This window comes from Shewanella waksmanii, assembly GCF_043643685.1.
In the GTDB taxonomy this organism is placed as follows: domain Bacteria; phylum Pseudomonadota; class Gammaproteobacteria; order Enterobacterales; family Shewanellaceae; genus Shewanella; species Shewanella waksmanii_A.
The window spans coordinates 203,960-228,892 of sequence record NZ_JBHZSN010000003.1 but is presented as its reverse complement, the minus strand read 5'-3'; the positions used below and the strand labels follow the sequence as shown (position 1 = coordinate 228,892).

The following is a 24,933-nucleotide window of genomic DNA, read 5'->3' as shown; positions in this document are numbered from 1 at the left end:
TGCAATCAAATATGGCGCTGGCAAAGAAAAAAACCGCAACTGCGACACCTTGTCGCAGTTGCGGTTTTGCATTTAGCCTCTAGATAAGGCATTAAATCTAAACGAGTGGGCTAAGATTTAAGATCTGAAATGGTGAGCCATTGGCGACGACCCATTTCTAGGACAACTCCCACAGCCAACCCAGCAGCCGTATTGACTAGCAAACACACAGCTGCTGTTGAAAAAATCACCAGAATACAGAATGGTCTGCCATCAATAAATCGTCGCGACCACGCAAGCTGGGAGCCTGCAATAGTGAGTAGGCTACCTAACACTGCAAGTGGGATAAGCGACAGCATGCCTGCGATGCCGGGTCCCCAAGCCAATGCAATCAATATGCAGCTACTGCCAAAAATGGCGGGTGCTATCCAAGTTCGCGCGCCGAAATGATGCTGTACAGCTAGGCCGCCAGCCCCATGGCACATAGCCGTGGCACCGAAGGGGGCCAGCAGTAAGTTTGCCCATCCAGACGTTTTAGCTAACTGTTTTGGTGCGAGTCGGTCACCATCTTCAGGGAACTTATCTTTTGCCATGGCCGAGGTGGCAATAACGGCATTGGTTAAGGTTAATGCCAGTTGAGGCAGTACAAGTAGCCCTGCTGCAGATGTCCATTCATCTAGTGTTGGCCAGCCAATGGTCCATTGGGTTTCAACTATTGGCGTAAAGCTGTCAGCGGCGCCAGTATGGTATTGCCACAACATTCCTGCGCCAAGTACAGCAGGCATAGCTAAGTAGCGTAGTGGTAAAAAACGGCTGAGAAAGATCACCGCTAGGGCGATGAGGCCGATGCTCCAAGTGTTACTCATCATTAGCCCGCCCATCCAGATGAGCTGCAAACCAATGGCAAGCTGGATCCCGATACTGACAGCCGGCGATAACTGTTTAGCCATCCAAGTAATGGCGCCAGAATAGGCGAGTACCAATAAAATAATGCCCATTAAGATGCCACTGGCTTGCAGCATACCAGGTGTTAAGCCTTGAGCAATCACTAAAGCCGCAATGACTTTCATTGGCTGGACAGGAATGGGGCGCCGATAATATATCGCAATAAATAGCGCAAACAGCCCAAAACCCATAAATATGCCTTGGGGCGAAAACTGATTTAATGCAATTAAGCTAAGAACTAAAGGTAGGAAGGTGCCGAGGTCTGCAAAAGCCCCGCTAAATTCACCACTTAAACGATCACAACGATTTAAAAAAGAGTACTTACATGTCATATAACTTGCCGTGGAAAAACAACAGCTAGATAACAGCAAGAAAGATGCCAGAATCAATACCTTACTGTTTCAAGGGGTATTGGCGCGAATTGTGGCTGTGACTGGGGGGCAGAGTGAGACAAGATGACGCACTTGCCCAACAAGGTGGGACAAGGAGTCTAATACCAATCGGCATAAAGATGTGATCACTTTCTTATGCCGATTAGTATAATATTGGCGATAGCTAATGCAGTGCTTATCTAAATTGTTTTCTAGACGAAGGCGGCGCCATAATGCTTGGCTTATACAACTGACTTAGGGTTGTTGGCGTGTTGCAGCTAAGACAATTTCACGAACACAAACATGTTGTGGCTGCTCGAAGGCAAACAGTGCAGCATCAGCAATGGTTTCTGGTGCGATAACGCCGCCCATTTCTTGCTTCCAATCCTCGTAACCTACTTTGATATCGTCATTGGTTGTATGGCTAAGCAGTTCTGTTTCTACAGCACCTGGTGCGATGGTGATCATACGTACATCATCCATGGCAACCTCTTCACGAATATTTTCTGTTAACGCATGCACGGCAAACTTAGTTGCACAGTAGGCTGCGTGGTTCGGGAAAGTTTTACGCCCAGCAATCGAGCTAACGTTAATAATGGTGCCGGTTTTACGTTGCTTCATATCCGCTAGCACGGCATGAATACCGTTTAGCACGCCCATGACGTTGATGTTGAGCATACGTGACCATTCAGCTGGATCTTGTTGGTCAGCTTGTCCAAGTAGCATAACGCCTGCGTTGTTGATTAGGCAGCCAACTGGGCCGAATTTTGCCACAGCTTGGGCAATCGCTTCGCTAATGGCCGCGCCATCGGTGACATCAACACTGATGGTCATGCAGTTATCTAATGCCAACGCTTGCATAGGTTCAAGGCGACGAGCAAGTAATAGTAATGGGTGGCCTTTTGCACTGAAGGCTTTTGCCATTGCTGCACCAATACCCGATGAAGCACCTGTAATTACGATTAATGGTTTCATTGTTGTCTCACTTGTTGACTGTATTTCAATGCAGACAAGATTATAGAAAAGATTATTGTTGATATATGGGGTTATAGGAATATGATTGTTTACACATGATTACAAATAGGTGTGTTATGGCGATTGAACTGTCGTTAATTCAAACGTTTTTAGTGATTGCTGATAGTGGTAGTTTTACTCAGGCCGCTGAGGTGCTCAATTGTTCCCGCTCTCATTTATCTAAGCAATTAAACAAGTTAGAGAAGAGTATGGGGGTCAGCTTAATTATGCGCACGACTCGTGCACAACGGCTGACTGAGCAGGGACAGTTGTTTTATCAAGAGTGTCGCCAAGCATTGAATATCATTGATGCAGCCTGTGCTCAGGCGATGGATATTACCAATACACCTAAAGGGCAAATCAAGATTAACTCGGTGGGGGGATTTATTGGCGAAGACATTGTTGCGCCTTTAGTGAGCGAATTTGTTAAGCGCTATCCAGATATTGAAGTCGAGCTCGACTTTAGCAGCCAGCGAGTGGATTTATTATTAGATCAGTTTGATTTTGTGTTTCGTATGGGGAGCTTGCCAGACTCGAATTTGATCGCAAGAAAACTGCTGACCCTTAACAATGAAACCTTGGCCTCTCCGGATTACCTAGCACAACGCGGTAGTTTGCAGCATCCGCGAGAGTTAAAACAGCATTATTGCATCACCGGCAGTATTGATCATTGGCACTATCAGCATAGAGATAATTCAGAGCTGCATGCGGAGGTGGCGATCTCCGGCGGTTTTAAGTGTAAAAATGGCCGAGCGATGATCGCCAGTGCACTAGCGGGCAACGGTATCGTAAGGCTGCCGACACTCTATTGCCCTGAGGAGCTGGCAAACCGGCGACTCGTGCCAGTATTTAGCGATTGGAAAGTCGCTGATACACCGGTTTACTTGGTCTATCACAAAGACCCGCACCGGGCATTACGCTTTAATATGTTTGCTAATTTTGTCGTTGAAGAGTTCAGTCATTACGTGAAAAACTAGTCAGATAAACTGCTGCTGATATTGGCTGCAACCTTAGAAAAATATTTTTGTTAAATGGTGAAAAATTTCTGCCGATTGGCGTTTGTTGAACTATCTTTAAGTTCGGTGCGTAGAAATAGCATCACACAACAAAAATAATATAAGGGCAGAATGAAATGAAACGACTTCATCTTTGTTTTGGCATGGCGTTTATCCTGACAACTTCAGCTAATTTGCAAGCTGAAGACAGCCCCTATATTAATCAACTATCGATTCAAGAAGCGAATCAAGAAGCGAATCAAACAGCCTATCAAAGACTGAGCCAAATCGCTGATGCAAATGCTACTTTTTCTGTGGTGGGCACCAACTGGTCTGTGGTGCTGATTCAAGATAATGCGTCTTACAGTTATCCTAGTGAAGCCTTGCAAAGCAGTCATGTTGGTCAGCAAAAAATACCCGCTTTTTACACCGCTGAGCAGTCGGTTAATTGGGCGCCCGCTAACTGGTCGCCGGTTGAGCGTGTTGCAAATGGCTATGCTGTAAATGACTATGTTGCAAAAGAGCGGGCTGCAAATGGCTATGTTGCAAAAGAGCGGCCTGCAAATGAACAGCTACCAATGGCGAGTTTTACTGGCAATCAAATCGGTATGGAACATGAGCACATGCTGCTAGAAACCCCGCCTATTGCCGAAGTTGAATCAATGGATTATGGCGTGTCGATGCTGATGCCGCTTTCGATTGTGGATATGCCGATCGCAGTGCAGATTAAACCCAAGTTGCAAACCTTTTATACCGCCCATATGGCCGACAATGTGCTGCTTCAACAAGGCAGTGAGCCACAACAGATGGCTACTGAGCAATCGGCAACTAACCTTGATATTGGCGTGGCGCTGCAGCCGTTACCCGGTTTAGTGTTAGGAGTAAGTGGCAGTAATTTAATTGCACAAGATATCGATGTGTATAGTCTCAATGGTGCTGGTAGTTATGATTTTCAGCTAACCCCAATATACAATGCCGCAGTGGCATACCAATGGCGCTCAATCAGTCTAATTTCTGATATCGAGTTGAATGCTAATCAGGGGTTTGAAGAGATTGAAGATAGTCAGTATGTCCGCTTTGCTGGTGCGTTAAAAGCAACTGATTGGTTGTCGGTGAGTTTAGGCTATAGTCATGATATCTTGGCCCATCAAGCCGATATTTATACCATAGGTACTGGCATGTCATTTGGCCCTAGCTTTAGTGTTGATTTTACGGGCTTAGTTGGCGGTGATGAGGCGCTAGGTGGGGTATTGAAAACCTCTTATCACTTTTAACACTCCCCTTTACCCCTTTACCTCTTTTCACTCATCACTGCATCAGTGTAGTGCTTTAGCTGCTGAGTTCAATGCTGGACTTTATGATCAGAATCAATGCGCTGACAAAACACAGTAGCAATGTCATGCTACGGGTTTTTTGTTTATCAATATGGCCAACAATTCTATTAGCAACTAAATAGCCGAGCATCACCGAGGGTAACAACAACACTGACACGCTTAAGTGCGCCCTGGTCAATAATCCTGTCACCGCTAAGATGGTTAATGCAATCATCGAGCTAAAAATGAAAAAGGCTGACAGCGCTGCGCGAAATTGCTTGGCATCTTTGCCTGCGAGCAAAATGGCCATTGGTGGACCGCCAATCGCCGCAATATTGCCAAACACTCCAGATAACACGCCAGCGGCAAATAGGCTTTGCTTATTAATGGCGAGATTGAATTTCATTACACTGAGCAAAACCGCCATCAAAACAATGGCTGCAATGGCTAGTCCGAGGATCGGTTGCGGGGCAAAAACCAGCAAAGCTGCGCCAAGAAAACCGCCAGGGATTCGACCTAATAGCGCGTATTGCAAACCATTAAACTCAAGGGAAGCACGTTCGCGCATCAGGGTAAGTAGTGAAATCGCAAACCCCATGACAATAACGGGTGCTGGCACTAACTGTGGGTCAACCAGATAAAGTAACGGCGAGGCCACTACAGCTAACCCAAATCCAATTAAGCTTTGGGTTAGTGCGCCGGCAAAAATGATCACAGAGGCCAAAATTAATGTGTGTGGATCGATAACGTCGAACATCATTTACCCCTATGAAAAACAAAGGGATCGCACAGCGATCCCCTACAACAACTTTAGGTCACGTCAGCGAGGTTATTCGAGTTCTTCCCACTCGATACCCATTTCATCCATTAAGCGCTTCACTTCAGCAGGCATGCTGTCAGGCTTATCTTTAGACAAGTCTTCATCGTTTGGTAATGGTTGGCCAGTGTATGCGTGCAAAAATGCTTCACATAGCAGCTCACTATTGGTGGCATGGCGAAGGTTATTAACTTGGCGGCGAGTACGTTCGTCAGTTAATACTTTTAGTACCTTTAGCGGAATTGAAACAGTGATTTTCTTTACCTGTTCATTTTTTTTGCCATGCTCGGCATAAGGGCTAATATAATCGCCATTCCATTCAGTCATCGACTCACCTGTAAATTCTCAAATTCGGGGCAGATTTTATACCCTTACAAAATACAGTCAAATTATTGCCTCTTATTTTTACTAATTGCAAATAGATTTCTACATGTTTGGACGTCTAAATGGCTAAAATTGGTTGACTGAGGGGAAGGGCTTAGGTACATTTAGACGTCCAGACATCCTTACGTGTCTATATTGATTTTTAGGAGTAGAGAATGACAGAGCGTAAATTGGCCACCGCAGCAGTTCGTCGAGGTATTGAATCTGATACTCAACACGGAGCCGTTGTTCCTCCTATTTATCTTTCTACTAACTACTCTTTTGATGGTCATAAAAATCCTCGTGACTTTGACTATAGCCGATCGGGTAACCCAACTCGCTGTATTTTAGGTGATGCAATAGCTGAACTAGAAAAGGGCGCCACGGGTGTGGTCACTTGCACTGGTATGGCGGCGATTACGTTAGTCACGAGTTTATTAGGCCCCGACGACTTGTTGGTTGTTCCTCACGATTGCTACGGCGGTAGCTACCGTTTGTTTACCAATCTTGCCAACAAAGGAGCATTTAAGCTGATTGTTGTCGATCAAACCGACGAGGCGGCTTTAGCTGAAGCGATTGCTAACAAGCCGAAAATGGTCTGGTTGGAAACGCCATCAAATCCACTTTTGCGTGTTGTTGATATTGAGAAAATCGCCCAGGCTAGCCACGACGTGGGTGCTCAAGTTGTTGTCGACAATACCTTCCTTTCCCCCATCTTACAGCAGCCACTATTGTTAGGTGCTGATATTGTGATTCATTCTACGACTAAATATATCAACGGCCACAGTGACGTTGTTGGTGGTGCCGTGGTTGCAAAAGATGCTGAGGTGGGTGAGTTATTACATTGGTGGTCCAATACCCTTGGATTAACCGGCTCAGCATTTGATAGTTATTTAACTTTGCGCGGTATTCGAACCCTTGCTGTGCGCATTCGTGAGCATCAAGCCAATGCAGAAAGAGTATTGGATGTGCTTACTCAGCACGGTGCAGTAGATAAAGTGTATTACCCAGGCCTTAAGGATCACCCAGGTCACGACATTGCCGCTAAACAGCAAGCAGGTTTCGGTGCCATGTTGAGTTTTGAATTAAAAGGTGGAGAAACACAACTTGTTGCCTTCCTAAATGCGTTAAACTACTTCTCAGTTGCTGAAAGTCTTGGTGGTGTGGAAAGTTTAGTTGCTGTTCCTGCCACCATGACCCATCGCGCTATGGATGCGCAGGCACGTGCTGAAGCAGGCGTGCACGATACCTTGATTCGTTTATCGGTAGGTATCGAAGATGGTGAAGATTTAGTAGCTGATATTCGTGCAGCGTTAGACGCCGCAGTCGCGGCTGGTTGTTAAGCAGGTTTTTAGGAGTAACTAATGACACGATGTCATTTACACAAATTTGGTGGTTCTAGCTTAGCTGATGCCGACTGCTATCGCCGTGTTGCCCATATCTTGCTGACCCACGGTCATAGTGATGACTTAATCGTGGTGTCCGCTGCTGGAAAAAGCACTAACTTCCTCTATAAGTTATTGGCGTTAAGAGAAAACGGTGAGTTGTGGCAAGAGGAGCTGCAGGTGCTAATGAGCTACCAGCAAAACCTGATTGAGCAACTGCTATCTAATGAACAAGCTCGCAGCTTACGTGAACGCCTATCGACTGATAAATCACAGTTGATTAGCCTGCTATCACTGGAGCAATTGACTGAATACCAAAGTAATCAAGTCGTGAGCTTTGGCGAGCGTTGGTCATCATGCCTGTTGGCTGCGTTGTTACGTGAGTCTGGTGTTGCCGCTGTTGATGTGGATGCCCGCACGCTATTAGTCGCCGATGAAGCCGCGGTACCGCAAATTCGTTTGCAAGAATCTAAACAAAAAGTTAAAGCTATGCTTGATAATCATCCTAGTCAACGCATTGTCATCACAGGCTTTATTTGTGCAAATGAATCTGGCGATACCTTGCTGCTTGGCCGTAATGGATCAGACTTTAGCGCGACCCTATTAGCGAGTCTTGCAGATATTGAAAGGGTGACCATTTGGACTGATGTTGAAGGAGTTTTCAACGCAGATCCTAATCGAATCAATGACGCCAAATTGTTAAAAAGCATGTCGTTAACCGAAGCTAACCGTCTGGCACACTTAGGCTCTCCGGTGTTACATAATCGGACCCTGCAGCCCCTATTTGATACGGATGTGAGCTTAGCGGTGCGATCCAGCTATGCGCCGCACACCGATTTTACCTTAATTGCGCCTAAAAGCTCTCAGGCCAGTGCCCCTGTTGTGACAAGTTTAGGCTCTGTTTCGCTATTGCAGCTCAGTGCTAATGCCCCGTTAGCGCAACTATTGGCTTGTTTTGCTGATGCGGGATTAACCCCTCTGGCGCATTGGCCATTGACGCAAAACCGTGTCGAACTCGCCTTTACTCACGAAAATGAAAAACAAGCATTGGCTATTTTAGAGTCCCATAGCAGCGAGTTAGGCTTGAGCGAGATTTCGGTACTACAAGATTTTGGTTTAGTGGCTTTAGTGAGCGCCGATGCCAACTTGTACCGACGCGGCTTTGCACGACTATTAAGCCGCGAAGCGCGACCATTATGTAATGATGGCCTTAGCTTAGTCACCTTAGTGCCTAAGTCGCAGGTGAATTTGTTGACCCAAAAAGTTCACCGTCGTTGTGCTGGCCCGAGAAAGCGCATTGGTGTGTTACTACTGGGTGTGGGCAACATCGGCGAGGCTTGGATCGATCTGTTTAAGCAAGCCAGACCCAATTTGAATAAAGAGTTAGAGGCAAGCGTTGAGCTGATTGGCCTACTCAGTTCTAAAAAAGCCCTACTCAGTGAAACCGACATTGACTTAGACAGTTGGCAACAAGCGTTTGAGCGTCAAGCTGAGCCTTGGCAATACAGCCAGTTGTTTGACAAGCTACAGAGTTTAGATTGCGATGAAATTATTGCCTTAGATATCAGCGCAAGCGCAGATTTAACTTTGCAATATCCGGCGTTTTTCTCTCGTGGTATTCATGTGGTGAGTGCCAATAAACTTGCAGGTTCTGGTCCGCTAGCTTTCTACCGCGAGTTAAAGCAGCAACTGGGTAATCGTCGTTTGTTCTGGCGCTACAATGCCAGCTGTGGTGCTGGTCTGCCGGTGCAACATGCGCTCAATGATCTACACAATAGCGGCGATCGCATTGAAGCCGTCGGCGGTATTTTCTCGGGTACCTTATGTTGGTTATTTGAGCATTTTGATGCCAGTAAGCCGTTTTCACAGTTGGTGCTAGAAGCGAAAGGTTTAGGCATTACAGAACCTGATCCTCGTGATGATCTATCTGGCCGAGATATGCAGCGCAAATTGTTGATATTGGCCCGAGAAATTGGCCATGAAATTGAGCTAGAAGACATTGAGTTAAACTCCTTGGTGCCGGCTGAGCTGGCCGATATCTCTACTGAGCAATTTATTGCACGCATCGGTGAAATTGATGCTGATATGCTGCAGCAGTTCCAAGCTGCCGCTGAGCAAGATAAAGTACTGCGTTATGTCGCGTCACTGGATATGGTTGACGGCGAGCTGAAAGCCGCAGTGGGTATTCAATGGGTCGATAGAGACCATGCTTATGCCAACCTGACACCAGGCGATAACGTGTTTGTGGTACGCAGCGCTTTCTATCAAGATAACCCGCTGATTATTCGCGGGCCGGGAGCGGGGCGCGAAGTGACCGCCGCGGCGGTGCAGTCAGATTTAGCGCAGATATGTCGCGACTTACTGCAAGAGTAAGTTAACCGTTAAAAGAGGATGCTTCGGCATCCTTTTTTTATGCCAACGGCTATTGCTATTTAAGGCTATTGCGCAGTTGTACTGTGTGATGAATAGTTAATTTATCAATCAGACGTTTTTGCACTTGACTTCAATCTCAGTTTCTCTAGTATATGGACATATAGACGTCCAAACGTCTGGATGTAATTAATTAGTAGGTTCGAGGAAGAAGAAATGGCTTTTCATCACGCACAACACGCAACATCGCTAAACCAGAGCTTATCTGAGCTTAATGGTGATATTAATGTGTCATTTGAATTTTTCCCGCCTGCCACTCCTGAAATGGAGACCTTACTGTGGAACTCTATCCGCCGCCTAGAGCCGCTTAATCCTAAGTTTGTGTCGGTTACCTATGGTGCCAACTCTGGGGTACGTGATAGAACCCACGGCGTGATTGAGCGTATTCAAAAAGAAACTGACTTAGTTGCCGCGCCGCATTTAACCTTAGTTGATGCCAGCGATGAAGAGTTAGTTGAACTGGCTAAGCACTATTGGAACTCAGGGATCCGCGATATTGTTGCCCTGCGTGGTGATTTACCTGAAGGTAGCCCTAAGCCGACCCGTTTTGCCAATGATTTAGTGCGCTTACTGCGCTCGGTGGCAGACTTTGATATCTCAGTAGCGGCGTATCCTGAAGTACACCCAGATGCAACCAATGCGCAAGCTGATTTGATCAACCTAAAGAAGAAGATTGATGCCGGTGCTAATCGCGCCATTACCCAATTCTTCTTTGATGTCGAGTCCTATTTACGCTTCCGCGATCGTTGTGTCGCCGCAGGCATAGATGTTGAAATTGTGCCAGGTATCCTGCCGGTGACTAACTTTAAGCAGTTAAAGCGATTTGCTGGAATGACCAATGTGTCTATCCCCGGTTGGTTACACAAGCAGTTTGAAGGTCTAGATGATGACCCTGCAACCCGTCAGCTAGTTGGTGCTAACGTGGCTATCGACATGGTGAAAGTACTATCTCGTGAAGGGGTGAAAGACTTCCACTTCTATACCTTAAACCGCGCAGAGTTAACTTACGCGATTTGTCACACATTAGGTGTGCGTCCCAAATAATCGCGAAGGCGTGTCGAGCTTTTACGGTTAGCGTGTCGATACCTATACCGATACCGATGCCAAATTAATCCATTACGCCCTGCAATATTGCGGGGCGTTTTGTTGTTTGGGTTATTTGCCCGGTTTAAGAGTGTCAGCTGCGCACACTGACTAGCGCTATAAGCCTGTGACAGTTTGCGTTATCTTATTCAGGTCAATTTAGTTGATGTCAATTTAGATAAGGATTGCAGATGCCTGTTACCACTTGCCCATTATGTCAGCAACACAATCAGTGTGCGATTGCCAATCAATTACCTGCGCAGCAATGTTGGTGCATGCAGCAGCCGTTTCCAGATAAGCAAGCCATTAGCGTCAATTTGCCTGCTAACCAATGTATCTGTCAGCAATGTGTACAGCAGCTGTTGTTAGAGCAACAACAAGGTATTAAGCGACTAGACTGAATCATTAACACTTATTAAGCCTAATTGTGTTTGCGCAATGCTCCGGTTGGTGTATACCAATCAGTATAAGAATTTGATCTGCTCAGCGCGATTTTTGGCAAACTAATTCAAGGCGAATAGCTGCAATAATGGTGATTCCCTTATAAAGCTATTCAACGCAGAAGTAGGTAGCCCAAAACGCGCCACAATGGCGAGTTTTAGCAATCCTGATGCTGTGTTAACGAGCTTGAGCGTAGAACACCTATGCTCTTCACTCGTTGCCTTGCTTCAGAACTGCTAAACTCTCGCTGAGCGACTAAATGTTTATAGTGATTGGTATTATGATTGATACACAATAAAAGGAAGGCAGATGAAAAAGTTATTATTAGCGACCGTTGCCATTGTCGCATTAGCTGGCTGTGAAGATGCCGCTAAAGCGATTGATGATGCCCAAGAAGCGGCCAATAAGGCTGTTGACAGTGTGCAGGAGAAAGTCGCCTCATTGGATCTTGAGCAGATTAACTTTGATGACTTTAATCTTGATCAATTTGGTGAAGCTGCTGACAGAGCCAAAGAATTAGTCGCTACGGTACAAGAAGCCTTGGAATCAGACTTCGCGAACCCACAAGCAGTGACTGAAGCTAAGGAGCATGTTGCCAACGCTTATCGTTGTTTAGTGGATGCTTCTTCTGAGTCAACTGCAGAGAAGGTGATTAATGAGCTGACCGCTTCAATCACTGATGAGCAGGCCAAGACATTTATCGAGCGCAGTGTAGAAAAGGCCGATGAAGTGAAAGAGTGCGTCATGTAATTTCGCTAACCCTTTAAAAAACCACCGCAAATTTGCGGTGGTTTTTTATTTAGTCAGGGGCTATTTATCTATCAAGCTTCATTGTTGCGCTATCTCAATGTACTAAGCTAGATGCAAACACAACATGCCCTAGGCAATATCTTGTGCCTTAGCAAGTTGGTACTTTAACCAAGTAATTGCCAGTGCATTGCCGGTTGGATGGGCGTTGAACAATCGCGTGTTAATCTTATCCACTTGGCGCACGGTATAAAATGCTGGTGGCAATGCGGCAGTGATAGGCGGGTGGCCAACGACGGCGGTGGCGACTAAGTTAGGCGATGAGGCCATACAAAGTTGCGCTTCATAGCTGTAGGTGTAGCGGTATCGTTTGTCGATGAGCAGACCATAAGGGCCGGTGAAGATATTCTCTAGGCAGGCATCAAACTCAGTGATCATATCCAGATCGATCTCCACCCCGTCATTGATGGTGACTGAAGCAATATTTTGATCGATTTTGTCAATTGTGCAGCCAAAGCTGAGCTGATACATAGGGCCTCCCTGCCTACCTGAAATAGGTAGTAATCCTTATTTTTCTCGTTATTTTGTATGATTGATAAGCACACTTTAGTATAAGACAGCTTTGGCATTGAGCAACTGTGTTAGCCTAAGTTGAAGATGAAATTTGATTAAGCTGCTGTTTAACTGATAAATAAAAAATGCAAAATCAGGATAATTACATAGAAACCTTAGTGGTGGGCGGTGGCGTTATCGGCTTGGCGATTGCGGCAGAGCTCGCCAAGCGCGGTCAACAAGTGGTGGTTGTTGAGCGCCAGTCCCAGTTTGGTATGGAGACCAGTAGCCGTAATAGTGAAGTGATCCATGCTGGCTTGTATTACCCCAGTGGCAGTGCGAAAGCCCAGCTATGTGTGAAAGGTAAAGCATTACTTTATCAATATTGCCAGCAACATCAGGTTGCCCATAAACAGCTTGGTAAGCTGGTCGTCGCCCAAGACGAAGCACAGATGCAGCAGTTGCACGCTTTGCAGCAAAAAGCCATTAACAATGATGTCATGGACACCGAAATACTGACCGCAAAACAACTGCATCAGTTAGAACCCGCAGTGAGTTGTTATGGGGCGCTGTGGTCGCCGTCAACGGGGATTATTGATAGTCATGGACTGATGACCAGTTTGCTCGGTAATCTAGAACTTCACGGCGGCCACTTAGTTACCCATACCGAGTTTATCGCGGCTGGCGCCATTGATGACGGCTATGAGGTTGAACTTTGCAGTGATGGCGAGACGTATCGAGTTTATTGTCGCCAGTTAATTAACTGCGCAGGCTTATTTGCCCAAGATGTGGCAAGCCGAATTGATGGTTTGAAAACTCAACATATCCCCAAGGCTTATTGGTGCCGCGGCCACTATTGTAGCTATCAAGGTCGTTCACCGTTTACGCACTTGGTTTATCCACTGCCGCCAGCTAGCGGCAGTGGCTTGGGGATTCATAGTACCCTTGATATGGCAGGCCAGCTTAAATTTGGCCCAGATACCCAATATATTGATGTGAGTAGTGCAGCGCAAATAGACTACGGACTGCCTGATAACCTGCAAGCGAAATTTGCTGCTGCAATTAAGGGCTATTTTCCCGAGCTTCAGCTGGATAAACTGCAGCCAGCATACAGTGGCATAAGGCCAAAGCTGCATGATGGTGCGGGTAATGGCAGTGATGATTTTGTCATTCAAGGGTCAAAGCTGCACGGTCTTAGTGGGGTGATCAATCTGTTTGGTATCGAATCACCCGGTTTAACCGCCTCGCTGGCTATAGCTGATCATGTGGCCGAGCTACTTGATCAGTGACAAGTTAGGCTTTTTGGCAATTAACCACTGTTTCACCGCACTCGCTTTAGCACTTGCTTTGCTAGCCAGCTGCTGGGTTAAATTGCTGACGGCAACATAGGTTTGGTGTTTGCGTAAAATCAACTTACGTCTTGTGGTGAGTTTGCCAGTTGGATTACGTAACAGCTGGCGGTAGTAGACGTTGAGCTGACGACGCTTTCTGGCGTGACGGTAAAATTGTTGCTGATCTAATTCATTGTGTAAGTAATCAAGTACCACGGAACTCAAACAGCCCATTTTCTTCAATACGCTAGGTACGCGGTGGCCGACACCGGGCAGGCGCAAGAACTGCTCAACATGATTAAATCTTAAATAATGTTGATAGTCAGCGGGGTACAGGGGATCGCAGATGACAGTTAGCGGAATGTCGCAGACAGCTGCATCATTGTTAGGACCTTGCCACTGAGGATGAGCACCATATTGCTGCACTTTAGGTTCTAGCGGAGCAAGCTCTGCTTTCATTGAGCTGATGGGCATCATCATTAACGCACGATCAAGTCCAAGTCGTTTAGCATGGATACCAATCGCAAAACAGCCACGACTAGATCCATAGGCAATGCGCTCTGGGAAGCCGATGAGTTGCTGGCCTAAAGCCGTTAATACATCAATGCAGTTTTGGCTCTGATAAAAGTTTTGTTTACCAATATGGGCGATGGCGACAACATTGAGTTTGCGAGACTTTAGGTAATCAAAACCCCACAAGGATTGTTGGTTGTTAACTAGGGTACTACCACTGTTACCTGGTGCAAAGCATAGCACTACCGGCTTACCGAGATCGTTAATGTGGTATTGATAACTGATATCACTATGTTGAACGCTTACATCTTGATGCAGTGTTAACATGACAAGTTTTCCTTGCTACCGGCGCTGGCGAAATTGCGGCCGCTATCCTAATGATTAAACTTGAATTGTTAAGCTTTGTTACAGTAAAAGCGTGATCTGGATCGCATAAAAACTTGGTAGGTTAACGCGTTGTTAATTGTTGTTTTTATTAATATTTTATTAATGTTCGCTTAAGGTTTGCTCAAGGTTGGTGATGTTGCTTAAATGATTTTATGCATATTTAGATGCATATTATTTCAGGGTTATCCCGCCGATTAAGCAAAAAAAAGGAGCCTAATGGCTCCTTTTTTAAAATGCTAATTACAATTGCCTGTTAGCCATTGTCTCTGTTGCTGTTACCTTTACGGTGAGAGCGCTTTTCACCACCAGGGCGGCGGTCACGACGATCACCTGATGGGCGACGGCGGCGTGGTGGGCGGCCATCATTTGAATTAGAGACATTCTCGGTGCCAGACGCTTCACGAATGTTGAGTGGACGGCCACAAACACGCACTTTCTTAAGGTGTTGTAGCACATCTTTTGGCATACCTTCAGGTAAGTCGATCGAGGTCATTTGGTCAAACAGTTGAATTTGACCTATGTAACGACTGTCGATATTGGCTTCATTGGCAATGGCACCAACAATGTTGCCCACACCTACGCCATTATCACGACCAACATCCAATACATAACGGCACATCTTAACGTCTGGATTGTCTTTTAGGGCTTCTGCTTTACCAATATCTGTTGGCGTAGTACGACGGTTGCGCTCGCGGTTACGATCATCACGGCTATCGCGCTGACGCTCTTGAATCGGCGGCAACTGCAGTGGACGCTCTTTTTGTACTTGTTGTAGCAACGCCGCAGCAAGAAGGTCGGTATCAATTTCAAGTTGCTGACACAGTTGTGCGACAGCGTCTTTCATGAAGTCCAAATCGGTATTAATGGTTTCAGCCACTTGCTCACCAAGACGAGATAAACGACGCTCAGTAACGGTTTCTGGACTTGGCACGTTCATTGGCGAAATACGGCTCTTCGTTGCACGCTCAATGGTGCGTAACATGCGCATTTCACGGTGCGTCACAAACAAGATTGCCATACCTGTACGACCAGCACGGCCAGTACGGCCAATACGGTGAACATAAGCTTCAGTGTCGTATGGAATGTCGTAGTTAATGACGTGTCCAATACGCTCAACATCAAGACCACGTGCAGCAACGTCAGTGGCAATAAGAATGTCTAGCTTGCCACGCTTTAGCTGTTCAACCGCGCGTTCACGGGCTTGTTGGTTCATATCACCATGTAGCGGAGATGAAGCATAGCCACGAGCTTCTAGCTTTTCTGCTAGCTCAACACAGCTGTTACGGGTACGTACGAAGATGATGATACCTTCAGTATTTTCAACTTCTAATACACGTACTAACGCTTCAAGCTTGTTGTGTTGTGAAACCTGAACAAAACGCTGCTCAATTGACTCAACCGTAGTATGGCTAGCAGCGATACTGATGTGAGTTGGGTTATCAAGGTACTTGTTAGCAACACGCTTAATTTGCTCTGGCATAGTAGCAGAGAACAAAGCAAGCTGACGCTCTTGTGGGGTGTGTTCTAGAATCCACTCGATATCGTCGATGAAACCCATTTTTAGCATTTCATCTGCTTCATCTAAAACAAGGGCTTGTAGTGTTTCTAACTTCAGTGTGCCACGGCGCATGTGATCCATAACACGACCCGGTGTACCGACAATAATTTGTGGTCCACGGCGCAGTGCATTTAATTGCTGGTGCATGCTTTGGCCACCATAAATAGGTAGCACGTGCAGGCCTTTCATAAACTTAGAGTAGCTACCAAACGCTTCTGCGACTTGCACGGCAAGTTCACGGGTAGGCGCTAGCACTAAGATTTGTGGCACATTTTTGCTTGGATCGATCGCATTGAGTAGCGGCAGAGCAAATGCACCGGTTTTACCGGTACCTGTCTGTGCTTGACCAAGAATATCTTTACCGGCCATTAATGGATCAATACTGGCTGATTGAATAGGGGTTGGCTTTTCGTAGCCTAGCTCATCAAGAGCACGCAACAAAGGCTCGGCAAGACCGAGTTCGCGGAAAGTTTTTTCACTGGATGACATGGGTTGTAGCCTTGTGGTATAACAAAGTGCGTTGACGCACTTACAGGTTCTATAGACAGAAAATCAACCCCGTGTCGACTTCCCGCACCGAAACTTATCAGTAAGCCCGCTAGTATAACAATAAACTTCAATATTTACCATCTTAAAAAGCAGGTACTGCTCGTAATTTGGACTAAGTATAAAATTTATTATTTATAATCAGTATTTTATCTATTTCAAATTTAATGCCAATTTGTTAGTTATTAGTTATTTTGTAAGAGATAACTATCAATAATTACCAGTTGATAGACAGATTCAGTAACAGCTGCCAGAAATGTGATATCTATCTTATCTGCGGTATCGGAAGCTTGATGATAGTCGCTATGGGTGGGCACGCCAAAGTATAACCAGGGCACGTTAGCTTGATGAAAAGGATAGTGATCGGATGCCCGTAACCAATCAATTTTTTCGATACTTCGCCCCGCGGGAGGTGAGCGGTGAGTTCGGATACATAAGTTTAGTGGCGCGCTGATTGTCTGCTTTATTGTGGTGTAATTATCGAAGTTGCGTCGCCCCTCTAAATAGATGGCATGGGGACGCCCGGGGCGACCAATCATATCAAGATTAATGGTTAGCTCGATATTATTGATGGCAATGGGGGAGCTGGGCTGGCTGAGCTGCTCGACCAAGGCATAGCTGCCAAACAAGCCAGGTTCTTCAGCATCGGTCGCCACAAACAGTACATTGATATCATCATCTTGGTTAGCGATATGATCTGCTAGCGCCAGCAGGGCGGTGACGCCCGAGGCGTTATCATCAGCGCCGTGGTAGATTTTGTTGCCCTTTTTACCTAAGTGATCGTAATGGGCCAAGATGATCCGCCAAGGGCGATTGTCTGTGCGGGCATAATGGGCAGCAATGATGTTAGTACCTACTTTAGTGCTGAAGTTGAGCTGGTACTCAAACGGATGGCTGAAACTGCCTTGCCAAGGGCTAAGTCCCGCCGCTTGAAAACGTTGGCTAATAAATTGCTGCGCTTGCAGCGACCCAGACGTCCCAGTTTTGCGCCCTTGCATGGTGGGTGAAGCAAGGTGTTCAATGTCTTTTTCAAGCTGCTTAGGTTGCGTCCATTGCAATGGAAATTCAGTCGGGCAGGGAGGGCGGCTGGCGCAGCCGAGCAGCGAATTCATGCTGCATATGAGCAGTGCGCCTAGTATCCATGGTCGATACCTGCAGATCCCCATTGCCACTATCTCCTTGTTATACCAAGTGGTTATACGCACTGTTATCACTTCAGTGTAGCGAGTAATTGGCAATAAGGGAAAACGTTTGGTGTTCATCTGCACGATGATTTGTTTAATTTTCGCCTCTCCCGGCGAGGGATTTGTTTGTCATCTGCCCGATGAGTTAGGGGCAGGTTTTCGCCTCCAGCGGGGTATGTGTAGATGCTTCTGCGACTCGCCGTGAACCCATCCATGGGGGCTCTGCCGTGACATCCATGTCACGGAAGGTCACAGCCGCATCTACACTGGATTTATTGTCTCTTCGATTTGAGTGTGATTTGGAAACAGAGGGATGGTTTAGTTTTTGCTTCCAGCGGGGATTTAGTTTTTATCTGCGTGATGAGAGGATATTGAATGCTCGCCGTCAGCGGGGTATGCGTAGATGCTTTTTCGGGACGCCTATTTGTTTTCAAGAGAGTCCATCCATGGCCGCTTAACGAAAACATCTGATGTGAAGGGATTCACCAATGCCGCGGTGACATTCCCCTTGGGAATTAGTTTGCTTAATAAGCCATTATTTGGAGCTATACCAGAAAAAGCGAATACACATTATCATGGTTTTTTCATTATCAAGGATGATAATTATGACCTGGACAAAACGCTGTGCACTCCCCTCAGCAAAACAACCGCAATCTCCCCATAGTCTAATGGGGCTCGACCAGCAAATGGCTTTAGAGCATGGTATTAAACTGCCTAATGACTTTAATACTCAAAAAGTAGAATTTAGTTACCAAGCCTTAGTGATGTTAAAAAGCCTCAATGACTATGACCAACGTCAGGTGATTAAGGAGATACAGTTTATTAGCTTGCACCCTAGCGCAGCTTCATCCATCAAACAAAGCCGCAATCCGTTTAGGCATATGCGCCGCACCGATATCCCGTTTCGCAACTATCATTATTTTATCGATTACAAATTAGCAAGTTCAGGGCAAATACAAATCAGCGATATTTTGTTTGATCAGCAGCTATACGGTGAAAAAGATCGCCATACCGATGAGCGTACTATGCTGTATCAGGTGCAAAGGATTGGTAGCGGCGCTAAATATGACGGTGCAAAATCAGAAGAAGAGATCACTAAACTCACTGCTGAGTGGGGAGGTGCAGCGCCTAAAACTCAAGTCCAAACCCCGCATGCTGCAGTCAACGGTATGCTCAATGAGCTAACTAAGGCGCAGTGGTTAATGGGTACCCATTTAGACACCGCCTACCAAAGTGACACCATTAAAGCCTATACCCTGTTTCATAACCCCAGTGATAAAGCGGTGCGAGACTTAATTGAGTGCGCGTTTGATAAAAAGCACAGTAACACCTCCCACAATGCCAAACATTTAGCGGCAGTACTAAAACAAAACCAGCAGCAAGGTAAAAAGGTTAAATGGGTGGCCCATAGTCAAGGGGCGATTATTTTCTTATCGGCGTTGCAGTATTACCGGATTAACTACCAAGGTGCACTCACTGGGCAGGAACTGGCGATTCACGGTAGCGGCGCCAATGTAGCAACATTAGCGCACACGGCTAAACAGTTAGGCTTAAAAACCCATCAAGCGCGCAATAATCCCTTTGATGCGGTGCCCAATATTGCTGGCAGAAACGATCTCTCCAAAAGTAGCTTTGCTCGCTCTATTAAGTTTGCCAGTGCATTATTGGCTAAACCGGGCGTGAGCCCACATACCTTGCCTTATTTAGGGATAAAAACCTATCATCAACAGTTGTTGATGTTAGGTGACCATAAGCGTGCTGCACAGGTAAAAAAGTATATTAATCAAACAGATCGGAGTCCTTCATGATGAAAAGGTTACTTAAAGCCCTATGGCAAGGCTTTTTGGGCGGCGCTGATTTCAATTATCAGGTGACTGAGCGGTTAATTTTAGAAGATAAACTGCTCACATTTACTATTCCTATCACGAATGTGGTTGCGAGGCAGGATCCCAAAGAGATCAACTATCCGTATCGTAACCGTGATTGGTTTGCTAAGCATCAAGAAACTCATACTCATGAGACTTATTTATCGCTGTATACGCGAATTTGGATGTACTTGCCAATTATTCCTATTTTACCTAGCTGTGAATACGGCATGTTGAGTACTGAGTTTCGAATCAAACAAACTCCAGAAGGGATCAATGCGCTGGATAATCAGGCGTTAGGGGACTGGCTTAGCCTTGAATATGATGAATATTATAATCACCCTGAAATTGGGGAAAAATTGCAGGGAAGGAATACTGAGTTACGCCAAGAAATGAGTAAACATACGACCTTATCTGATGAAGTGATGGCTGCACAGTTGGAAGGGTCAATTAATAATTGGGGTTTTCCTCCCATTCCCGATGCCAGCACTGTCAACATTAAGGGGGTTGAATGGGTGTTTCATCAATTAGTTAAACCGTATGAGTACAGTCGCACAGACATGTATTGTTTAGGGTTAGATGAAAAACACTTTTTAGTGGTGCGTTTTAATCACCGAGTGGATCGTTCAGATAAGTATAAAAAATGGCGCAAGGCGGCTAATAAAACCCAGCAACGGGTGATGGAGCAGGTGTCATTGACGGACTATGCGCTCCAAGCGTCAACACCGCAGTTAACTGATGACAAACAAGATGTGCTAGTTCGCACGATTGTGGAACAGGAAACCGCTTAATGGGATGGCTTAAAGCCCTATGGCAAGGAAACATATGCTATTTCTGGAAGCTTATTTGTTATCAATAGAGTCCATGTTTTCGATACCCTCAGCCGCATCCACACTGGATTAATTGTCTCTTCGATCTGGCAGTGATTGGGAAACAGAGGGATTGTTTAGTTTTCGCTTCCGACGGGGATGTGGTTTTCATCTACCCGATGAGGTGGGGTGAGGTTTTCGCCTGTTTGTCATTTGCCCGATGAGTTAGGGGCAGGTTTTCGCCTCCAGCGGGGTGTGTGCAGATGCTATTTCGGGACGCTTTTCGCCATCCATGGCCGCTTAACGAAAACATCCATGTTTTCGATACCCTCAGCCGCATCTACACTGGGTAATTTGTCTCTTCGAATTAACGTTATTGGTTCAAGCTGAGGACGGTTTTTCTTTGTAGCGTTGTGTAGATACTATTTCTGGGCGTCTATCTGTTTTCAAGAGAGTCCATTTATGGCGGGTTAATGACAGCATCTGATGTGAAGGGATTCACAAATGCCGCGGTGACATGGATGTCAAAGAGCAGCGATGTTTTCGATACCCTCAGCCGCATCTACACTGGATTAATTGTCTCTTCGATTTAAGTGTGATTGGGAATCAGAGAGTAAGGGGTAACTTGTTTTTGCCCCAAAGTGAGTCAGCCCTCCTCCTTGTCATAATGCAAACGTATTATATTTGCATTACTTGAATTTGTGGAAGGTGAGATGCGACCCCATTACTCACAAATGTCAAAACACTTACCTTTATAACACATTGTAACTACTTAATTTTTTCGGGGTGTCGACAAGGATTGTGCTGTGTAGTTTGTGGCTTTTCCGCTTGTGCGTAACGTACACATCGCCAGTGTATTTAGCTTCAAATTTTGGATTTTCTAGCAAGGTTTTTACGTACTCATCCAGGCGTTTTATTTTTCTATCTGTAGAGTTTCAACACTAAGATGGAAAACACATGGACAGCCATAGTTAATGGAAAACACATGGACAGCCATAGTTAATGGCGTAAATAAACACATGGACAGCCATAGTTAATGGCGTAAATGACAACCTCCGACTATGCTTGATTTGCGCATATAACAAGGAGGTTGCATGCCAAGGCCAAGACGAACCCTCATTAGTCTCGAAGACACATCCTATTATCACTGTTGTAGTCGCGTTGTAAGGCGCGCCTTCTTATGCGGTGACGATAAATACACCGGCAAGAATTATGACCACCGCCGTAGTTGGGTAGAAACTCAAATCTTGAAGCTCGCCGAAGTGTTTGCCATCGATGTTGCTGCCTACGCAGTGATGAGCAACCACCTGCATGTCGTGCTTTATATTGATGCTGAACAAGTTAACACTTGGTCAGATAGGGACGTCGTATTGCAATGGCATAAACTGTTTAAAGGAACAGGGTTAACACAGAAGTTCGCCAAAGGTGAAGTGATAGAAGAATACGCAGTTGCTCAGCTTAAACATCTGATAGCGACGTATCGCTCACGCCTTTGCGATATTAGCTGGTTTATGAGGTGTCTAAATGAGCCTATCGCAAGACAAGCTAATCTAGAAGATAACTGCACAGGACATTTCTGGGAAGGACGATTTAAATCACAAGCGCTGCTTGATGAAGCAGCTGTATTGGCCTGTATGGCCTATGTCGAACTTAATCCGATACGGGCTAAAATGGCGACCACACCTGAGCAATCGGACTTCACTAGTATCAAACTCAGAGTCAAAGCAGCGCTCACGGGAGAGCAACCTAAACGCCTTTTACGTTTCATTGGTAATGAACGTGCCAAGCAACCCAAAGGCATCGCTTTCTCACTGCAAGACTACCTTGTGCTGGTTGACGAAACAGGTAGGGTGATTCGAGATGATAAGCGTGGCGCGATTGATTCAAAGGCTTGTGACATACTGAGCCGACTAAACATCCCCTCAGCTAATTGGCTTAAAATCGTCACGGAATTTGGACAACTCTTTCATGGCCCTGTGGGGACATTGGAGGAGTTTAGCCATTACTGTGAACATCTAAACAAGCGAAGGCGACATTTCTCAAGTAGTTGCCAGTTTATGCCTGCCAACTAAGTCTCGGACCTCACATTAACCTTAATCCTCAGCCTTATTGGCAGAGTAAACAACCCTTGCGCTAAAAACAGCAATCAATGGCTTATTTCTTCATTTTGGCTAATTTCAAAAAGTTTGTTTGTATTGAGCACTGCATTTGAAGGTACAAATCTAGTTTGCCCTTGAGTAGTACGCAGTAGCTTTGCTATCTTCTTGATTAATAATGGCTGGCTAATCAATATCTACGGAAGGTCACAGCCGCATCTACACTGGATTAATTGTTTCTTCGATTTGAGTGTGATTGGAGAAACAGAGGGATGGTTTAGTTTTGCTTTCAGCGGGGATTCGTTTGTCATCTGCCCGATGAGGCGGGATTGGGGACTTCGCCTTTCCCGACGGGGATTTGTTTGTCATCTACCCGATGAGTTGGGGTTAGAGTTTCGCTTCCAGCGGGGAATGTATAGATGCTTCTGCGACTCGCCGTGAACCCATCCATGGGGGCTCTGCGACCACGTCCTGTGGTCGAAGGTCGCAGCCGCATCTACACTGGATTAATTGTCTCTTCGAATTAACGTTATTGGTTCAAGCTGAGGACGGTTTTTCTTTGTAGCGTTGTGTAGATACTATTTCTGGGCGTCTATCTGTTTTCAAGAGAGTCCATTTATGGCGGGTTAATGACAGCATCTGATGTGAAGGGATTCACAAATGCCGCGGTGACATGGATGTCAAAGAGCAGCGATGTTTTCGATACCCTCAGCCGCATTTGCAAAGGGGGGATTGTACTTTTTTCAGCCAGAGCAAATTTATTTGTGCTTAAACTAGCGAGTTAATTGCTTTACATCAATAAGTTACGTTGATAGCTTCGATATAAGTAGTTAAAAAAAACAGGGCGTTATCCGAAAAGCTGGATAATAAGCTGTTTTAAGTTAGAGGAAAACAGATGAAGTTTTTTACCATTTTTAGTTTGTTTGCGTTGATGCTATCCCTAAATAGTTATGCTAAACCTGATTCTGCTGAGCAGTTTTATGCGGTGAACCAAGATTATGCAAAGTGCTTGGATGTAACATTAGGCAATTTTGAATCTGATACTCAAGCTCAAAAAGCAATGTCTAAGTTTTATAGCGCTATTACAGATAATACGGATAAACTTATAGCGTTGCAGCTTCAAGCTAATGACGAAACGATGCTGCTTTTTTTAGAAATGTTGCAAGACCGTAAAATTTTATTAGGCTATATGGTCGCAATAATGTCCGAACCAGACAAAGCATTTGAAGCAGAGAAGGAGCGGCTAAAAAAGACATATGACTTCGATTGGAAGATAGTTCATCAAGAGCTGTGGAGTTTGAATGGATGTAATGCTATTTACAGCTCATTTGATTAAACGTATAACAAACGACTATGGCGTGATAGTGTTCAAAGTTCTGTGGGGAACACATTATTGCAGGAGTTACATTGGGAACTCGCACTTGATTTAATGTTCGTGATCAGAGGCTCAGAATTGGTTTTTCATTTAATGGTACTACATACATCTCATTTTGATTCTAGAAAGGAGTACGAAAATGGATGAGTGGACATTTGAGTTTGATGATTACGAATACAAAATCAATCCTCGTTCAATCGAGTTTGTTGGAGAGCTTAACGGTGAGTGGTACGTATTTCGTGTATTAGCTAGTACATTGAACGACTATTTTGAAACCGATGATGATCGAGAATCTACAATAGATAACTATCTAGAAAATATGGACAACATACATAGTGCCGCAGTAAATGTTGCCTCTGAAAATGCTCCAAACGAAGAATCACCTCATTACTATGTTGAAAAAGAATACCTAGAAGGCTTTTAGTAACGTTAGTATGAATTAAGCTTACGTCCTTCGTGAGCTGTAAACATAATAAGCTGTTATGCGGATAAAGGAACTATGTATGTCCAGAGATAGATTTGAAGCTGCTGTTCGTGCAGCAGTCAGAGAATGTTATGAAATAGGTTACGCTCCAACTCGTTTTGAACAAATGATAAGTGTGGATCACCCCGTAGAGGTTGCGAGAAAATTTGTTGTATCAGGCGATTTTCAATATGGATTTAGAGAATTACTTAACATGGGAAGAAATGACCTGACTATTGAGAGCATAATGTTGCAGCCAGCTTTCTCTGATTTATTTACACAACAGGAATTGGATGCTGCAACTTGGCGGTTAGCAAACGGTTAAAATCCGCATAACAAGGGTTTTCAAGTCGGACTCGTAACAGCTTGCT

General features: G+C 45.3%; 22 protein-coding genes. 14 read left to right on the top strand and 8 right to left on the bottom strand.

Annotated features, from left to right (window positions below):
* Window positions 1-110 precede the first annotated feature (110 nt).
* Window positions 111-1,256 carry a putative sulfate/molybdate transporter gene (locus tag ACHUFW_RS06055; RefSeq protein ID WP_394201442.1) on the bottom strand — a complete coding sequence of 382 codons (1,146 nt, stop codon included), beginning with the start codon at window positions 1,254-1,256 and terminating at the stop codon, window positions 111-113.
* A 294-nt stretch (window positions 1,257-1,550) separates the two neighbouring features.
* Window positions 1,551-2,270, bottom strand: a complete 720-nt coding sequence (locus ACHUFW_RS06050) for an SDR family oxidoreductase (RefSeq protein ID WP_394201441.1) — start codon at window positions 2,268-2,270, stop codon at window positions 1,551-1,553.
* A gap of 116 nt (window positions 2,271-2,386) precedes the next feature.
* On the opposite strand from ACHUFW_RS06050, the gene ACHUFW_RS06045 reads away from it, so the two are divergent.
* Together ACHUFW_RS06045 and traF are read left to right on the top strand one after the other, a co-directional pair.
* Window positions 2,387-3,286, top strand: a complete 900-nt coding sequence (locus ACHUFW_RS06045) for a LysR family transcriptional regulator (RefSeq protein ID WP_394201439.1) — start codon at window positions 2,387-2,389, stop codon at window positions 3,284-3,286.
* 155 nt (window positions 3,287-3,441) lie between these two features.
* Window positions 3,442-4,578: a conjugal transfer protein TraF gene (gene traF, locus ACHUFW_RS06040; RefSeq protein ID WP_394201437.1), complete on the top strand. Its 1,137-nt coding sequence runs from the start codon at window positions 3,442-3,444 to the stop codon at window positions 4,576-4,578.
* 55 nt (window positions 4,579-4,633) lie between these two features.
* Here traF and ACHUFW_RS06035 read toward each other — a convergent pair whose 3' ends face one another.
* Together ACHUFW_RS06035 and metJ are read right to left on the bottom strand one after the other, a co-directional pair.
* Entirely contained in the window at window positions 4,634-5,374 is a 741-nt protein-coding gene (locus ACHUFW_RS06035; protein WP_394201716.1) for a sulfite exporter TauE/SafE family protein, read from the bottom strand.
* 72 nt (window positions 5,375-5,446) lie between these two features.
* Window positions 5,447-5,761, bottom strand: coding sequence for a met regulon transcriptional regulator MetJ (gene metJ / locus ACHUFW_RS06030; protein ID WP_028773715.1), 315 nt, complete (start codon window positions 5,759-5,761; stop codon window positions 5,447-5,449).
* A 212-nt stretch (window positions 5,762-5,973) separates the two neighbouring features.
* Here metJ and metB point away from each other — a divergent pair, with 212 nt between their 5' ends.
* The 5 genes from metB to ACHUFW_RS06005 all read left to right on the top strand — a co-directional run bounded on the left by metB (window position 5,974) and on the right by ACHUFW_RS06005 (window position 11,886).
* On the top strand, window positions 5,974-7,140 hold the full coding sequence (gene metB, locus ACHUFW_RS06025) for a cystathionine gamma-synthase (protein ID WP_394201435.1): 1,167 nt from the start codon (window positions 5,974-5,976) through the stop codon (window positions 7,138-7,140).
* Between the two features lie 21 nt (window positions 7,141-7,161).
* The gene (locus ACHUFW_RS06020; RefSeq protein ID WP_394201433.1) at window positions 7,162-9,555 is read left to right on the top strand and encodes a bifunctional aspartate kinase/homoserine dehydrogenase II; all 2,394 of its coding nucleotides are present in this window, start codon (window positions 7,162-7,164) and stop codon (window positions 9,553-9,555) included.
* A gap of 213 nt (window positions 9,556-9,768) precedes the next feature.
* Window positions 9,769-10,656 (top strand): methylenetetrahydrofolate reductase, encoded by an 888-nt coding sequence (gene metF / locus ACHUFW_RS06015; protein WP_394201432.1) that lies wholly within the window; start codon window positions 9,769-9,771, stop codon window positions 10,654-10,656.
* 230 nt (window positions 10,657-10,886) lie between these two features.
* Window positions 10,887-11,096, top strand: coding sequence for a cysteine-rich CWC family protein (locus ACHUFW_RS06010; RefSeq protein WP_394201430.1), 210 nt, complete (start codon window positions 10,887-10,889; stop codon window positions 11,094-11,096).
* 349 nt (window positions 11,097-11,445) lie between these two features.
* Entirely contained in the window at window positions 11,446-11,886 is a 441-nt protein-coding gene (locus ACHUFW_RS06005; protein WP_394201428.1) for a lipoprotein, read from the top strand.
* Window positions 11,887-12,015: 129 nt separating this feature from the next.
* Here ACHUFW_RS06005 and ACHUFW_RS06000 read toward each other — a convergent pair whose 3' ends face one another.
* On the bottom strand, window positions 12,016-12,414 hold the full coding sequence (locus ACHUFW_RS06000) for a hypothetical protein (protein ID WP_394201426.1): 399 nt from the start codon (window positions 12,412-12,414) through the stop codon (window positions 12,016-12,018).
* Window positions 12,415-12,581: 167 nt separating this feature from the next.
* Between ACHUFW_RS06000 and ACHUFW_RS05995 the strand changes: the two genes are divergently transcribed.
* A complete protein-coding gene (locus ACHUFW_RS05995) occupies window positions 12,582-13,724 on the top strand; it encodes an NAD(P)/FAD-dependent oxidoreductase (protein ID WP_394201425.1) in 1,143 nt (380 codons plus the stop codon).
* Here ACHUFW_RS05995 and ACHUFW_RS05990 read toward each other — a convergent pair.
* From ACHUFW_RS05990 to ACHUFW_RS05980, 3 genes are all read right to left on the bottom strand, one after another.
* Window positions 13,710-14,606, bottom strand: coding sequence for a hypothetical protein (locus ACHUFW_RS05990; RefSeq protein ID WP_394201424.1), 897 nt, complete (start codon window positions 14,604-14,606; stop codon window positions 13,710-13,712). The two genes, ACHUFW_RS05995 and ACHUFW_RS05990, sit on opposite strands and share 15 nt — an antisense overlap.
* Before the next feature lie 313 nt (window positions 14,607-14,919).
* Window positions 14,920-16,713, bottom strand: a complete 1,794-nt coding sequence (locus ACHUFW_RS05985; protein ID WP_394201423.1) for a DEAD/DEAH box helicase — start codon at window positions 16,711-16,713, stop codon at window positions 14,920-14,922.
* A gap of 242 nt (window positions 16,714-16,955) precedes the next feature.
* A complete protein-coding gene (locus tag ACHUFW_RS05980) occupies window positions 16,956-18,032 on the bottom strand; it encodes a M28 family peptidase (RefSeq protein ID WP_394201421.1) in 1,077 nt (358 codons plus the stop codon).
* A 527-nt stretch (window positions 18,033-18,559) separates the two neighbouring features.
* Here ACHUFW_RS05980 and ACHUFW_RS05975 point away from each other — a divergent pair.
* The 6 genes from ACHUFW_RS05975 (at window position 18,560) to ACHUFW_RS05950 (ending at window position 24,887) form a co-directional block, all read left to right on the top strand.
* Entirely contained in the window at window positions 18,560-19,762 is a 1,203-nt protein-coding gene (locus ACHUFW_RS05975; protein WP_394201419.1) for a hypothetical protein, read from the top strand.
* Window positions 19,759-20,610, top strand: a complete 852-nt coding sequence (locus ACHUFW_RS05970) for a hypothetical protein (RefSeq protein ID WP_394201418.1) — start codon at window positions 19,759-19,761, stop codon at window positions 20,608-20,610. The genes ACHUFW_RS05975 and ACHUFW_RS05970 overlap by 4 nt, the downstream gene beginning before the upstream one ends.
* 1,112 nt (window positions 20,611-21,722) lie before the next feature.
* The gene (locus tag ACHUFW_RS05965) at window positions 21,723-22,700 is read left to right on the top strand and encodes a transposase (RefSeq protein WP_394201417.1); all 978 of its coding nucleotides are present in this window, start codon (window positions 21,723-21,725) and stop codon (window positions 22,698-22,700) included.
* A 919-nt stretch (window positions 22,701-23,619) separates the two neighbouring features.
* The gene (locus ACHUFW_RS05960; protein WP_394201415.1) at window positions 23,620-24,060 is read left to right on the top strand and encodes a hypothetical protein; all 441 of its coding nucleotides are present in this window, start codon (window positions 23,620-23,622) and stop codon (window positions 24,058-24,060) included.
* 178 nt (window positions 24,061-24,238) lie between these two features.
* Window positions 24,239-24,523 carry a hypothetical protein gene (locus ACHUFW_RS05955; protein ID WP_394201413.1) on the top strand — a complete coding sequence of 95 codons (285 nt, stop codon included), beginning with the start codon at window positions 24,239-24,241 and terminating at the stop codon, window positions 24,521-24,523.
* A 79-nt stretch (window positions 24,524-24,602) separates the two neighbouring features.
* Complete coding sequence (locus ACHUFW_RS05950) at window positions 24,603-24,887, top strand: hypothetical protein (protein WP_394201411.1); 285 nt, start codon at window positions 24,603-24,605, stop codon at window positions 24,885-24,887.
* The last annotated feature ends 46 nt before the right edge of the window (window positions 24,888-24,933 follow it).

Bases quoted from the DNA above. Each gene is read 5' to 3' on its own strand.
- ACHUFW_RS06035 (WP_394201716.1), bottom strand. From the start codon at position 5,374: ATGTTCGACGTTATCGATCCACACACATTAATTTTGGCCTCTGTGATC.
- ACHUFW_RS05970 (WP_394201418.1), top strand. From the start codon at position 19,759: ATGATGAAAAGGTTACTTAAAGCCCTATGGCAAGGCTTTTTGGGCGGC.
- ACHUFW_RS06000 (WP_394201426.1), bottom strand. From the start codon at position 12,414: ATGTATCAGCTCAGCTTTGGCTGCACAATTGACAAAATCGATCAAAAT.
- ACHUFW_RS05950 (WP_394201411.1), top strand. From the start codon at position 24,603: ATGTCCAGAGATAGATTTGAAGCTGCTGTTCGTGCAGCAGTCAGAGAA.
- metB (WP_394201435.1), top strand. From the start codon at position 5,974: ATGACAGAGCGTAAATTGGCCACCGCAGCAGTTCGTCGAGGTATTGAA.
- ACHUFW_RS06005 (WP_394201428.1), top strand. From the start codon at position 11,446: ATGAAAAAGTTATTATTAGCGACCGTTGCCATTGTCGCATTAGCTGGC.
- ACHUFW_RS05965 (WP_394201417.1), top strand. From the start codon at position 21,723: ATGCCAAGGCCAAGACGAACCCTCATTAGTCTCGAAGACACATCCTAT.
- metF (WP_394201432.1), top strand. From the start codon at position 9,769: ATGGCTTTTCATCACGCACAACACGCAACATCGCTAAACCAGAGCTTA.
- ACHUFW_RS05995 (WP_394201425.1), top strand. From the start codon at position 12,582: ATGCAAAATCAGGATAATTACATAGAAACCTTAGTGGTGGGCGGTGGC.
- ACHUFW_RS06045 (WP_394201439.1), top strand. From the start codon at position 2,387: ATGGCGATTGAACTGTCGTTAATTCAAACGTTTTTAGTGATTGCTGAT.
- ACHUFW_RS05975 (WP_394201419.1), top strand. From the start codon at position 18,560: ATGACCTGGACAAAACGCTGTGCACTCCCCTCAGCAAAACAACCGCAA.
- ACHUFW_RS05990 (WP_394201424.1), bottom strand. From the start codon at position 14,606: ATGTTAACACTGCATCAAGATGTAAGCGTTCAACATAGTGATATCAGT.
- ACHUFW_RS06020 (WP_394201433.1), top strand. From the start codon at position 7,162: ATGACACGATGTCATTTACACAAATTTGGTGGTTCTAGCTTAGCTGAT.
- ACHUFW_RS06010 (WP_394201430.1), top strand. From the start codon at position 10,887: ATGCCTGTTACCACTTGCCCATTATGTCAGCAACACAATCAGTGTGCG.
- ACHUFW_RS05960 (WP_394201415.1), top strand. From the start codon at position 23,620: ATGAAGTTTTTTACCATTTTTAGTTTGTTTGCGTTGATGCTATCCCTA.
- ACHUFW_RS05955 (WP_394201413.1), top strand. From the start codon at position 24,239: ATGGATGAGTGGACATTTGAGTTTGATGATTACGAATACAAAATCAAT.
- ACHUFW_RS05985 (WP_394201423.1), bottom strand. From the start codon at position 16,713: ATGTCATCCAGTGAAAAAACTTTCCGCGAACTCGGTCTTGCCGAGCCT.
- metJ (WP_028773715.1), bottom strand. From the start codon at position 5,761: ATGACTGAATGGAATGGCGATTATATTAGCCCTTATGCCGAGCATGGC.
- ACHUFW_RS05980 (WP_394201421.1), bottom strand. From the start codon at position 18,032: ATGAACACCAAACGTTTTCCCTTATTGCCAATTACTCGCTACACTGAA.
- traF (WP_394201437.1), top strand. From the start codon at position 3,442: ATGAAACGACTTCATCTTTGTTTTGGCATGGCGTTTATCCTGACAACT.
- ACHUFW_RS06055 (WP_394201442.1), bottom strand. From the start codon at position 1,256: ATGACATGTAAGTACTCTTTTTTAAATCGTTGTGATCGTTTAAGTGGT.
- ACHUFW_RS06050 (WP_394201441.1), bottom strand. From the start codon at position 2,270: ATGAAACCATTAATCGTAATTACAGGTGCTTCATCGGGTATTGGTGCA.